The organism is Mesorhizobium robiniae (assembly GCF_040545535.1).
GTDB lineage: Bacteria > Pseudomonadota > Alphaproteobacteria > Rhizobiales > Rhizobiaceae > Mesorhizobium > Mesorhizobium robiniae.
The window spans coordinates 505,392-517,535 of record NZ_JBEPMC010000004.1 but is presented as its reverse complement, the minus strand read 5'-3'; the positions used below and the strand labels follow the sequence as shown (position 1 = coordinate 517,535).

Annotated in this window: 12 protein-coding genes and 1 pseudogene; 4 read left to right on the top strand and 9 right to left on the bottom strand. The window is 56.4% G+C overall.

The features are described 5' to 3' along the window. Nucleotides 1-42 precede the first annotated feature (42 nt). From ABID19_RS14435 to ABID19_RS14415, 5 genes are read right to left on the bottom strand one after another with little or no spacing between them, the layout of a single operon-like run. On the bottom strand, nucleotides 43-804 hold the full coding sequence (locus ABID19_RS14435; RefSeq protein ID WP_354491419.1) for an HpcH/HpaI aldolase family protein: 762 nt from the start codon (nucleotides 802-804) through the stop codon (nucleotides 43-45). A gap of 13 nt (nucleotides 805-817) precedes the next feature. Next, nucleotides 818-1,600 carry a fumarylacetoacetate hydrolase family protein gene (locus tag ABID19_RS14430; protein ID WP_354491417.1) on the bottom strand — a complete coding sequence of 261 codons (783 nt, stop codon included), beginning with the start codon at nucleotides 1,598-1,600 and terminating at the stop codon, nucleotides 818-820. A gap of 29 nt (nucleotides 1,601-1,629) precedes the next feature. After that, the gene (locus ABID19_RS14425; RefSeq protein ID WP_354491416.1) at nucleotides 1,630-2,346 is read right to left on the bottom strand and encodes a GntR family transcriptional regulator; all 717 of its coding nucleotides are present in this window, start codon (nucleotides 2,344-2,346) and stop codon (nucleotides 1,630-1,632) included. After that, nucleotides 2,337-2,759, bottom strand: a complete 423-nt coding sequence (locus ABID19_RS14420; protein WP_354491414.1) for a hypothetical protein — start codon at nucleotides 2,757-2,759, stop codon at nucleotides 2,337-2,339. The genes ABID19_RS14425 and ABID19_RS14420 overlap by 10 nt, the downstream gene beginning before the upstream one ends. Then, nucleotides 2,756-3,784 (bottom strand): D-cysteine desulfhydrase family protein, encoded by a 1,029-nt coding sequence (locus ABID19_RS14415; protein ID WP_354491412.1) that lies wholly within the window; start codon nucleotides 3,782-3,784, stop codon nucleotides 2,756-2,758. The genes ABID19_RS14420 and ABID19_RS14415 overlap by 4 nt, the downstream gene beginning before the upstream one ends. Before the next feature lie 85 nt (nucleotides 3,785-3,869). Between ABID19_RS14415 and ABID19_RS14410 the strand changes: the two genes are divergently transcribed. From ABID19_RS14410 to ABID19_RS14400, 3 genes and pseudogenes are all read left to right on the top strand, one after another. Further along, a complete protein-coding gene (locus ABID19_RS14410) occupies nucleotides 3,870-5,099 on the top strand; it encodes an aminotransferase-like domain-containing protein (protein WP_354491410.1) in 1,230 nt (409 codons plus the stop codon). 256 nt (nucleotides 5,100-5,355) lie between these two features. Beyond that, a complete protein-coding gene (locus tag ABID19_RS14405) occupies nucleotides 5,356-5,790 on the top strand; it encodes a DUF6196 family protein (protein WP_354491629.1) in 435 nt (144 codons plus the stop codon). 292 nt (nucleotides 5,791-6,082) lie between these two features. Next, nucleotides 6,083-7,038: pseudogene (locus ABID19_RS14400) on the top strand (YihY/virulence factor BrkB family protein). Between the two features lie 114 nt (nucleotides 7,039-7,152). On the opposite strand, the gene ABID19_RS14395 reads toward ABID19_RS14400, so the two are convergent. Beyond that, nucleotides 7,153-7,425 carry a hypothetical protein gene (locus tag ABID19_RS14395; protein ID WP_354491408.1) on the bottom strand — a complete coding sequence of 91 codons (273 nt, stop codon included), beginning with the start codon at nucleotides 7,423-7,425 and terminating at the stop codon, nucleotides 7,153-7,155. Nucleotides 7,426-7,734: 309 nt separating this feature from the next. Here ABID19_RS14395 and ABID19_RS14390 point away from each other — a divergent pair, with 309 nt between their 5' ends. Beyond that, nucleotides 7,735-8,817: a sensor histidine kinase gene (locus tag ABID19_RS14390; protein WP_354491406.1), complete on the top strand. Its 1,083-nt coding sequence runs from the start codon at nucleotides 7,735-7,737 to the stop codon at nucleotides 8,815-8,817. A gap of 161 nt (nucleotides 8,818-8,978) precedes the next feature. Here the strand turns inward: ABID19_RS14390 and ABID19_RS14385 are convergent, their stop codons facing one another. The 3 genes from ABID19_RS14385 to ABID19_RS14375 form a co-directional block, all read right to left on the bottom strand. Beyond that, complete coding sequence (locus ABID19_RS14385; RefSeq protein ID WP_354491404.1) at nucleotides 8,979-10,379, bottom strand: phospholipase D family protein; 1,401 nt, start codon at nucleotides 10,377-10,379, stop codon at nucleotides 8,979-8,981. 61 nt (nucleotides 10,380-10,440) lie between these two features. After that, on the bottom strand, nucleotides 10,441-11,361 hold the full coding sequence (locus tag ABID19_RS14380) for an endonuclease/exonuclease/phosphatase family protein (protein WP_354491402.1): 921 nt from the start codon (nucleotides 11,359-11,361) through the stop codon (nucleotides 10,441-10,443). Between the two features lie 241 nt (nucleotides 11,362-11,602). Continuing rightward, entirely contained in the window at nucleotides 11,603-11,968 is a 366-nt protein-coding gene (locus tag ABID19_RS14375; RefSeq protein ID WP_095485146.1) for a low affinity iron permease family protein, read from the bottom strand. Between the last annotated feature and the right edge of the window lie 176 nt (nucleotides 11,969-12,144).

Sequence of the window (12,144 nt, the reverse complement as noted above, 5' to 3'; positions counted from 1 at the left end):
TTATAATATTTTTCCGATAGACTATCTGTCTGACAAAGTTGTTTATCGGAAGCACTCCCTTAGACGGGTCGCCTCGCGAGACAGAAGATTGATGTCTGTTCCGACCGCGACAAACCGGTAGCCCCACTCGATATAACGCTCCGCTTCTTCTCGGTTTGTTGTGAGAATGCCCGCGGGCTTTCCCAGATCCTGGAGGCGGCGTACTGCGTCTCGAAGTGCGCTCTGCACATCCCCGTTCTGAGGCAGTCCGAGGTGACCGAATGATGCGGCAAGATCCGACGGTCCGAGAAACACTCCGTCAACGCCCTCCACGCTTGCGATGTCCGTGAGCTTATCGAGGGCAGAACGCGTTTCGACCTGCACCATGACACAAATTTCCTCGTTCGCGCGCGCGAAGTAGTCCTCAAATTTGCCATAGTTAGAGGCCCTGGCGCTACCGGTCACGCCACGAGTGCCGACAGGTGGATAGCGGGTCGCCTTAACGGCTGCGGCCGCTTCGGTTTCATTCTGGATGAACGGGATCAAGAGGTTGGCTGCGCCAATGTCCAGAATTCGTTTTATCAGTACGGCGTCGTTCCAAGCTGGCCTTACGACCAAGGCCGAATCCCCTAGCGAACTTGCTCGGAGATGGCTCAACACGTCCGACAACTCATTCGGAGCGTGCTCGGTATCGATCAGGAGCCAGTCGAAACCCGTTTGACCAAGCACCTCAACGCCTGTGGCACTGCATAAGCTTGTCCAGAATCCAATTTGCACCGGGCCTGCAGTTAGCCGCGCTTTGAACCCATTTACCGGCATCTTCATAGCCAGCCCTCCGCTAAACGAACTGAACCGCGACCGACCCAAGGGGGCCGAAATCACCCTGTAGCGTATCGCCCTTCTGTGCGAAGACAGGGCGAATGAAGGACCCCGACAACATAATGTGGCCAGGTTGCAGAACAGTCCCGAAACGACCGACCTTATTAGCGAGCCAAGCTATCGCTCGCGCCGGATGTCCAAGCACGCCCGCGGCCAAACCAGTCTCTTCGATTTCGCCGTTGCGATACATAATTCCGCCGACCCATCGCAGGTCGACTTCGGCCGGGCCTACCGGACGACCACCTATAACGATGCCAGCAGCAGCACCATTGTCTGCCACGGTGTCAGTGATGCGCCGCGGATTCAGAACACGGGCGTCAATAATCTCAATTGACGGCACGACATACTCGGTCGCCCGCAAGACATCGAGCAACCCGATTCCTGGCCCCGCCAAAGGCTTCGAGAGCACGAATGCCAGTTCGAGTTCAACGCGAGGCACGCAGAAATCCGCGAATTTAACCTTGGCCCCGTCCTCGAGTAACATGGAATCGAGCAGATATCCGAAGTCGGGTTCTTCGATCTGCGACGAAGCCTGCATCGCTTTCGAAGTCAGGCCTATCTTATGACCGATTAGCTTCGCACCTGCCTCGACGCGTCTCGTGTGAACAAGACTAGAAATCAAATACGAGTCTTCGATCGTGATTTCTGGGAATGTTGTCGAGAGCTGAGTTGCCTGACGATGCGCTTTATCGGCATCAACAAGAATACATGCAGCGCGTTCGTGTTGTTCTCGTGTCAGCATTTGACCTCACAATTACAGATGGCCGGTCATTACTTTTCAAGAAGACCGACAATACGTGCAGAACCCGCTTCGATGTGCGACCGCAATAGTTTGACGGCCAAGTCGACGTTTCTATTTCGCACCGCTTCCAAGATGTCCCAATGTTCTCTTTGGGACTTTCGAATGTACGGCGCTCGATAGCGAAGGAGCATCGAATAACGACGGGCATTTTGCCAAAGCGTTTCAATCAAGTGCATCGTGCGCGGTCGGTCGCAGGCTGCGTAAAGCGCCCGGTGAAACTGCCAGTTCAACTCCCCGTATCCAATATTATCCTGTGTGCGGTCCGCTTCTTGACAAATTTCAGTCGCAACAAGAATTTGTTCCGCTGAGATTTGTAATACTGACGCGTATAGTGCCGCAGCTTCGAGATTTGCGCGCAACTCATAGATTTCGGCCGCATCCCTCGCGGTTAGCGGGACCACAAAGGCGCCACGCCGCGGGTTTATCGCGATGAACCCCTCGAATTCGAGCCGCTGGAATGCTTCCCGAAGCGGCACATGACTCAGACCGAGGCTTGCGGCGAGAGAATGCTGCTGCAATCGATCGCCCGCTTTGAGTTCACCATTGAGGATGGCCTTGCGGAGTCGCTCTGTGGCAAATGTTGTTGCGGTTGGATGGGTATCGGCGTCCACACTTAGATGTCGCTTGCGAGACGGCGACATCTCTCGCGGTTCATCAATTCGAATGTCGTCGCGTTTTACGGCCATTTGTGTGCACCATTTGAAGCTTCTTCTGCCCTAGTGAGCATTAGGCTTATTCGATTCTTGCTGAACATCGCGCAGGGGATCAGAAGGCAGCGTCCATCGAACTGCTGAATATCAATGAATGAGGCTTCCTCGCATTCAATCGTTTGGATAAGAGCGATTTGCCGCGGATCGACCCCGCACGTGAAAGGGCCAACTCGAAACGCGATCGAACTTCGCCGGACATCGAGTCGTAGCAGCACGGTCGAGATAAAGCAGAGTAAAAACAATCCCGCAGCCCCTCCCGACCACCACGCCCCCCCGTCCGCGACCAAGAGACCAGCACTAGCCGCCCCGACGATCGAAACCGATTGCACAACACGAATCTGAAGTGAGTTGGCGAAGAAAACACTGGATTCTATCTCGACGGACTTCATGTGAACTCCGGAAACAGGGAGCGATACGCATAAATAGCAGGTGATCCTCCAGTGTGAAAAAAGAGAACTCTGTCGTCTTTGGTAAAGCGCTTTTGCCGAACTAGTCCTACCAACCCCGCCAGACCTTTTCCGGAATAGACTGGATCAACAATTATTCCCTCGTACTTTGCTGCGATTTCTATCGCCTCGACCGTTCGTGCTTCCGCCACTCCGTAGGCCCCAGCTGAGTAGTTCGGCTCAACGATGATACGTCTTTCGAGCGAGGCGAAATCGAGACCTATCTCAATCGCAAGTTCGCGCAAAATAGTCGCAACTCGCCGATGGACACCCTCGGGTTCCGCATCAATATCAACACCGATTACCTCGATGTCCAAACCAAGCGCTGCGAAACCTGCAATCAGCCCGGCTTGCGTACCGCCCGTGCCGCTAGCGTGGACAACATGGGTAAGCCGCACATCCGAAGCCTCAGCCTGGATAGCAACCTCGAGAGCTGCATTAAGGTATCCCATAGCACCCAGTCGGTTCGCGCATCCGTAAGGCACCACATATGGTTTGCGCCCCTCGGTAGACAGGCGCGCAGCAATCTCGCTGAGCCTGCGAGAGCGGTCGTCACGAAAGCTCATCACCTCGTGAGTCGCCCCATAAAGGTAGTCGAGCAGAAGGTTGCCGCTTTGTTTGTAGTCGCGATCAATCTCGGAAACGCGATCTACTATCATGCCGAAATGACACCCAAATCCATGTTTCGCTGCAGCGGCAGCGACCTGCCGGACAGAATTGGACTGTATGACACCGGCAGTAACCAACACATCGCCCTGCAATGCGAGTGCGTCCGGGATAATGAACTCGAGCGCCCGCACCTTGTTTCCGCCCATGCCGAGGCCGGTCAGGTCGTCCCGTTTGACCCAGAGATTGTCGACGCCTAGCCAGGCCTGAAGACGCTCCATCCGCTCGAAAGGCGTAGGCAGATGAGCAAGGTTCAGCCGCGGGTACCGCTCTATGATCGCGCGCAGTGCATTTGAATCCAATTTCCCCTCCAGTGTTGCGCTATTAGAAATTATAATTTATCAACGATGTCAAGCGTAACCTAGCGGGGAATTGGAAGGAATCGTCATGACTGAGATTTCAGAGGGCAGATTGTCCAGTCGGGTTCGGAATCTGCAGCCGTCAGCGATACGACGAATGCTGGCGGCGTCATCGCGACCGGGAATGATCTCCTTTGCGGGTGGCTTGCCGGCACCCGAACTTTTCGACGTCTCCGAACTCCAGGAGGCCGCAGGCGCGGTTCTCAGCAGAAATAGCCATTCCGCTCTCCAATATGGAGCCACTGAAGGCGTCATCGGCCTTCGCGAGGAGCTTGTACAGATTATGAATCGGAGAGGCCTGAGAACGGACGTCGACAAGATAATCGTCACGACGGGCGCTCAACAGGCGCTCGAACTAATTGGCAAAGTCATCTTGGACAAAGGTGACGTTGTGCTTGTCGAACGGCCAACCTACACGACGGCAATTCAAACGTTCAGGCTTTGCGGCGCCAACGTCCTTGGAGTCGACAGCGACAATGACGGCTTGCGAACAGACGCGCTGGAAAGAAAGATCCTTGAGCTGAGATATCAGGGATTGCGACCACGGATGATATACGTCATCCCAAATTTCTCCAATCCCGCCGGCTGGCTGACCTCTATCGAACGTCGCCGATTAATAGCTGAGGTCGCCGTTCGGCAGAAGGTGCTTGTTGTCGAAGACGATCCCTACGGTGACATCTACTTCGGCTCACCGCCTGCGCCACCGATTTATGCGTTTGCGGACAAAAGTAAGGAAAGTGCGCCCTGGTTTTGCTATCTTGGTAGTCTTTCCAAGATCGTGGCTCCAGGTCTTCGCATTGGCTGGGCTGTTCTTCCTTCAGACCTGGTTCAGCCTATTACAATTGCAAAGCAAGGATCGGATCTCCAAGGGAGCACGTACACTCAGTATGTTGCTCAGTATTACCTTCGATCGGGCCGCCTCCCCGAACATCTTTTGATGATCCGGAAGGCCTATTCTGAACGATGCAAGCTGCTTTCGGAGGCTCTCAGGCGAAATCTCGGTCACAGGGTCGAGTATCTGCAGCCGAAAGGTGGGCTGTTCGTTTGGGTAAAGTTACTCAATGATATCAACGCCGAAGACGTCGTTGAAAAAGCCATTGCTCACGGCGTCGTATATGTTCCGGGAGGGCCGTTTTATTCCGACAATCCGAACCTGGATACCTTACGACTGACGTTCGCAACTGCCCAGCAAGGAGACATCGAGGAAGGGACGCGCCGCTTGGCGGCGGTTCTGTGCGTTGAGCCGCGCGCGTCGTGAATCAGTGTCGGCTCTTCGATGTAGACCGGGTGCGAGTGCATCTGCCCCGAAGCTTGTAGTGCGGAGCCTGGTTCCGATGTTCCCAGCTTGGCCAGAAGCCCAGCGATGGAGTCCCGGTGACGTTGAACGCCGGTAATCCTTCACCGTCGCACTCCTGCGGATGACTGCCTAGCAATGATCGGAGCCGGGCGATGCAAACACAGCAAAGCAATGGTCGCGACGATCCCGACGCACATGAAATCAAAGGAACACTCCAATCGTTAATATCTCTAAAGAAACATCGAGGCAAATAACAACTCGGCTCAAAAGTGTAATAAAGCAATGTCGCCTTAGGGTCTTTGACGTACCGTATTTTTTCGATGAGTTTTCGTTGGCCGACTTTCCGGCCAAAGTGAACACTGAAGCGCTGGCGCTGATCCGCGACGACAGCGTGTGGAGCCAATTGGTGAAAAGCGAGTGCGAAACTCCCGAGGCATTCGTGATCTGGAGGTTTCATTTCCCACCTGGCGTCGACAACTCGGGCTTTGTGGGCTGGTTGGCCACACATCTGAAGCAACGTTTTGGCACTGGCGTGTTTGTGATCTGCGGCCAAAACACCGTTGATGGCGGTATCTTCGACTACTGGGGCTGTCCTTGGGAACTGCGCAACCAAGTTCTCCCTGAGGTGCAAGGCTTGATACTACCAGCTTGATGGCAGGATTTCTGTATTCTCGGGTGCCACTAGGTCAGGCGCGGCTAGGGCCGACAGATATCGATCAACGAGGCAAACCGATTTGCACAGACGGTGCTTTCGATCATCGGGTCTATTCAGCGGTCCGGTGTCACCAGTCAGCGTGGTTTGGCTATGGGCTTGTATAATCGAGGGGTGCGCAACGGGCTTTGTTGTCGAACGTGCGCAGCGGGCATGGCGCAAGCGCCACACCTGCATCCTTTGGCGCTTTCATACGTTTGACGCGCGAAGAAGATGCTTCGGGCCGGCAGCCATGTCGAAGAAAACAACCGACGGCACTTACGAAGATCATGTGCAACCTGAGCGGCGTGCAGGAAGGGCGGGCCGCGGGCGGGATGCCGAATGGCCGTCAGAGATTCCCAGTCGCGGCTGGAAGGACGTGCTGTGGCGGGTCTTTGCTGAGGTATCCGAGGACCGTATTATGCTGATCGCGGCCGGGGCCGCATTCTATCTGCTCCTTGCGCTCTTTCCAGCGCTTGCCGCGTTCGTGTCCATCTACGGTTTTGTCGCCGATCCTCAGACCATCGCCGAGCACATTGCGTTCCTCGGCGGCGTACTGCCTTCGGGCGGTGGAGCGCCAGCAACGGCATCAAGACGCTATTCGAAGCCATGAACATCGCCTACGAGGAGAGTGAAAAGCGCGGCTTTATCCATCTGAATCTTCTGGCCTTGGGCTTCACACTTGGCGCAATCCTCATCGGTATCGGCTTTGTCGTCTCGGTGGGGGTCGTGCCGGCCATGCTTGCGCTGCTGAACCTCGGCGGCTGGACCGAAACCCTTGTGTGGATCTTTCGGTGGCCGATGATGCTGATCCTGGTCGGCCTGGGGATCACGCTGATCTACCGCTACGGCCCAAGCCGCGAAAGGGCAAAGTGGCAATGGGCGACATGGGGCGCCTTCTTCGCGGCTGTGGTCTGGATCGCAGTCTCGATAGGGTTCTCGTACTATCTTGAGAACTTCGCCGACTATAACGCGACGTATGGAGCTCTGGGGGCAGTCATTGGCTTGATGATGTGGACCTGGATCTCTGTGATTGTCCTGTTTGTGGGGGCGGAGCTGAATGCCGAGATGGAGCACCAGACAGCCAAGGACACCACCACAGGTGCGCAGCAGCCGATGGGTGCGCGAGGTGCCACGGTCGCGGACACGCTGGGCGGATCGGCCGATGCAGCCAACCAGCAGTCGCGTTCGGGCGAGCGCAATACCTAGCGCGCAGATCACTGACATCGGCATTAGCGACAAAGTTGCAAGGACCGGCTCATCATGGGCAATGACAAGCCAGATTGCGAGCGTATGAACACCGTCAGGCAGTCTCCATCGTGCTCAGACCCGGCGAATGGCAAGCGCGACATCGGCAGAGAACGGCGGCACATCAAGTTTCAGCCAGCCGTCGGAATTCGCTTGCCATTCCGCCGTTTGCCTGTCGGCCGCGGTATCCCAGGCGATGACCCGATAGGTCCCGCGAGCCAACCGGGCAACTCTAAGGCGGCCGGAACCGGCGCAGCGCCCGCGCAGCATACCGTTTCGCCCGACCGTGTCGCGGCGAACCAGCCAGACCTGGGTGAGCACATGCGGGGTGCGGTTTGGCCACCGCATGCCGCCACCGGAGCCGCCGCTGCCAGTTGGAACATTCTGTCGGCAATTCCGGCGAGGTCCAGATCGTCAATTTCGATTGGCAGAGACGGGATTTTGGCACAACGCTGTTGGAAAAAGGTCGTAGCCGTGCAAAGTGACGCAAGGTTGACTGAACTCTCAGCAAGACGGCCTGTGTTGCCCATGGCTCTGCCGCTCCGTGACGCGGGCTCGTCCTACTCCTGACATCGCTCAGCCGCTTCCAGCGTTGGTGGTGTCGAGCAACGTGCATGACTGAGACTGAAGCTCCCACGCAAAGCACAGGCGACCAAGGTGACATCAGATTCAGACAAGGCCCAGACAGTTGAGCAATTGCTCGATACGCCTGACCTTGCCACCGCGCTGGAAAGCGAGCAGTTCAAAAAATTTCTTGACCAGGTGCCGATCGCTATCGCCGTGTCGGATTTGGGCGCCAAGGAGCGCGTCGTCTATGCTAATCCAGAATTCGAAAAAGTGTCAGGCCTGAAGGCAGCCGAGCTTACCCGGCAAAACTGGGGAGCACTTTCCGGCATTGGCATCCACCAGCAGAAGGGCCGGCCACTGCCCGAGGCCTTGGTCGAGGAAACCGATTTCGTCGGCACCTTCCGGCTGGAGCGCGTCGGGGACAACCCGGCTCTTGTCGACGTTTATTCAAACATCATCGTGGACGACAACGGCACGAACTGCTTCCGACTGGTGGCTCTGGTCGACGTCTCATCCCATGGCGAAACTGAAGAAGCGCGCTTGGTGGAGGAGCGCGTCCGCGAGAAGGACACCCTGCTGCGCGAACTGCAGCACCGGGTGAAGAACAACTTACAGATGATCACCGCATTGATCCGTCTGGAAACCCGTAACGCGACCGAGCCCGACCAGAAAAGGTTTGAGAGGCTCGCCGGGCGCGTCGACGCTCTGGCGATCCTCTACCAGACGCTATCGGCAGACGAGCAGAAGGATGATGTCGATCTCGGCGTTTATCTTAGCCAGATCGCGTCCGCGGTGATGGGGTCGCATGCAGTTGAGGGGATCCGCCTCGACATGAAGGTAGATACCTATCCGGTGTCGATCAACGTCGCCATGCCAACGGGACTGGTCGTGAACGAATTGCTCACAAATGCACTCAAGCATGCCTTCCAAGGGCGTGAAGGCGGGACGATAAAGCTGCACAGCATCGCCGATGGCGACGGCTGCCTGGTCATAGTTGCGGACGACGGGATCGGCCTGCCGGAAGGGGAGACATGGCCCAAGCCCGGCAAGCTCGGCGCGCTGATCGCGCGCTCGCTGACCGAAAACGCCAAGGCACAGTTCAACGTCGCCTCGAGCCCCGGCGAAGGGACGAAGGTCACCATCGTCTTCACGCGATCGGCGGCAGCAAGCTGACAATGCCAGAGGGCCGATGCTTTCATGCTCCGGGCCTTCCCGCCGCGGGCCCGGGTGCTTGGCACATGCACGTCGCCGTTCTTCAGGTATGCCGTACCCGACGCGGCAAGAACGCCGCGTCGATCCCGCCGTTAGCACCTATGCTATCTATGTGGGCCTGGCTAAAGCTGAGACTCAACCGGAAGGTGGCGGACCAAGGCCGCCAGAACCCGGCGAAATATTCCGGCCTCTGGTTCGTGTGTGTATTCTTGCAGTTTGCCTTCGTCGTATCCATGCCAGTGAAGCACATTGTTTTTTAGTTCCAGCCGATAGCTGGTTTCTGGTGATATCTCAGTTTGAAAAAAGTGCCGAAGTTCACCGACTAATTCGGCATCCTCAAAGAGCACGCCCATCTCCGAATTCAAAGACACTGACCGGGGATCAAAATTGAAGGAACCGACGAACCCAGCCCTGTCGTCAACCGTGAACGATTTGGTGTGCAGACTGGCACCCTTGGAGCCAAACACAGAGATTGGCTGTCGGCGAGTGAAGGGCTGGAGCTCGAACAGTTTCACGCCATTCCTCAGCAATCGCTTGCGATAGTTCGCATAAGCTCCATGGACTGCGGCGACGTCTGTAGCGGCCAAGGAATTGGTCAAAACCGAAACGTCAACTCCGTTGCTGACGAGGTCTAACAGGATCGCGGAGCCCCTTTTGCCGGGGATGAAATAGGGAGATACGATTTCCAGACAGGTGCGGGCCGATTGAATGAGGGGAAGCAATTCCTTCGTAAGCCAGCTGCGACGTCTCCAACCCCTCACCTTCTCTGGAGGATCGGAAATCACCCGAACTCGATCCACCCAATGCACGTCGTTGCTGGCAGCGATGAACTCTGCGATGGATCCTCGGTCACCGATCCCGTTCAACAGCATTGATTGGGTTTCGAGATCGCTTCCCGCAAACAAATCGCAATGCTCGTTCTCAGCAGCTGATCCCAGGACACTAATTGATTTTGCGTCCTCACAGGCCCAGAATGCCTCAAATATTTCGGCGGTTTGCTGCACGGCAGGACCGAGGAGCAGCACGTCCAGGTCGCGGAAATTGGTTTCTGCTGCGTCGAAATAGGCATCGCCAACGTTCCGCCCGCCTACGATTGCGACGTGGTCGTCAGCGATCCATGCCTTGTTGTGCATTCTCCGGGTCAACGCGAAAAGTCGCAATACAATTTCCACAGCGCGCATGACGCTGCGTTGCCTCACGCCGCTTGGATTAAACAACTTCAACTCGATGTTTGGATGATTGCTCAACGCCAGATACGCAGAATCGTTCTTTCGCGGATTGGCGTCATCAAGGAGCATGCGCACACGCACGCCGCGCTCAGCGGCCCGGAAAACTTCCTGCAAAAGCAAGCGGCCAGTGTGGTCATCGTGCCAAAGGTAGTACATGAGGTCGAGACTGCGAACGGAACTCCTTGCAGCCAGGACCCGCACGGCGAAGGCGTCATAATTGTCCGGAATCAGCAGTAAGCCGCTCTTGCCTGCTTTGATCTTGTCGTGCGCAATTCGCGAAATGGATGTTTCCATAAAAACTGATTACCTTCAGCGATCGAACGCCGGCCTTGCTCAAAATCATAGCAAGAACCGTTCAGAGGTAATCTGGTTGCAAATGTAGCTGGCGAATACCCTGGAGGTTTAATCGCGCCTTGATCGGTAGATGATCGGAGGCGATCCGAGATAGCGATGTATGGTGCACTTCGAGGTTGGAAATCAGACTTGGTGGTTTGGCCAGAATCCGATCGAGCGCAAGCAAAGGGAATCGCGAAGGGAAACTGGGCAGCACGGTGTGAATTGGACCAAAATGCGGCAGTAGCGGCAGCAACGAGGATCTGCTGTGCACCCGCCATTCGTTGAGATCACCAAGCAAAATGGTTGGCCTTAGGAACGAACGCGTCGCCTCAAGCAGCGCGCTGGCTTGCTTGGTGCGCGACCGCCGGAGTAATCCAAAATGTGCAGCGATCACCCGCAGCACCACACCTTCGATTTCCAAATCGACGATCAAAGCACCGCGTGGCTCTAGGCCGGGTAACCTTACTAGACTGACAGCCTGGACCACTCCCTTGCGAGCTAGTATCAAATTGCCGTGCCACCCATGGGATCCAAGGTTCTCAGGCGTGTGTGCACTAACCAGATCGGTTTCTCGTCGAAGCGACTTGAGATCCAACAGGCCCTGCCGCCTTCCCGTACGTTCATCAACTTCCTGCAAAGCGATAATGTCGGCGCCTAGTTCGCGTATGACATCACCAACCCGCTGCGGATCGAACCGGCCGTCGGTGCCGACACATTTATGGACGTTATAAGAGGCGATCGTCACGCTGCCGGGAACGCGGTTCGCCTTGATCGACGTTGGTGGTTCTCGGCAACAAGCGGCTGCGAACGAAGTTGAAAGCGATGGAGTCTGATCGAGCATGCAAATTAAGTTGCCATTCGAGGAGACTGCCAGAAACCAAAGGCAGGGCAGCGAGAAACGAGTTGATTGACCAACGATGTGGAGGAGGAACAGTTCCATCGAAGGCCGGGTTCAATACGACCGAGGCCGGAGAGCAGGGCAACCAATGCCGCCAGCTACATCCGCTGCGAGGCCCGATTCTCAGATCAGTGAGGACGCTCTTGAGCAACTGGGTTGATCCGTTGGCGTTATAGCTGTCTGAAGGACGGCAGCGACGACCCGACTCCTGCCGCCGACGCGATCAATCTGTTTGTGGTGGCACTGGCCGGCGTACGCTCTTGAATTCCGTCCAGTGTAGCGCTCAGGCGCCAGAGACTCCCACGTGCTCAGCTTCTTGATCGGCCGCCGCCGCTTCCTTTTCAAGCCTCGCCAAATGGGCCTTGATCTCCTCAGGCTCGGCGTGCTCCAGCCCGACGACATTGTTCCTCGTTTCCTTCAATGCAACGATGATCTCGTCGAGCTTCGCATGGATGGCAGCGGTGTCGCGATAGCCCTGGATCAGCACGACACCGGTAATCACTATCGCAGCCACTGAGAGCGCATAGGTGATTACGTTTGTGAGCCCAAACGGAACCATCGCAGTGCAGGCTATCATCGCGACGATCAGCACATAGAAGCCGGGCGGACGAGACAGAAAGTCGGCGATCACGAAGAGAAATCGGTTCATGCGAATCCCCGGACGTACGATGTGATTGGGACCGCATTTCGGGTGCTCGTCAATGGCACCTCTTTTTTGTTGGGCTACTGCCCACGTCCTCGGCCCGTCCTGATCTGGGGCGGGCGGAACTCCGCTTATTTGCCGGTACGCGCTTGGAACCACCGCAGACACGTGGCGTTTGGCGT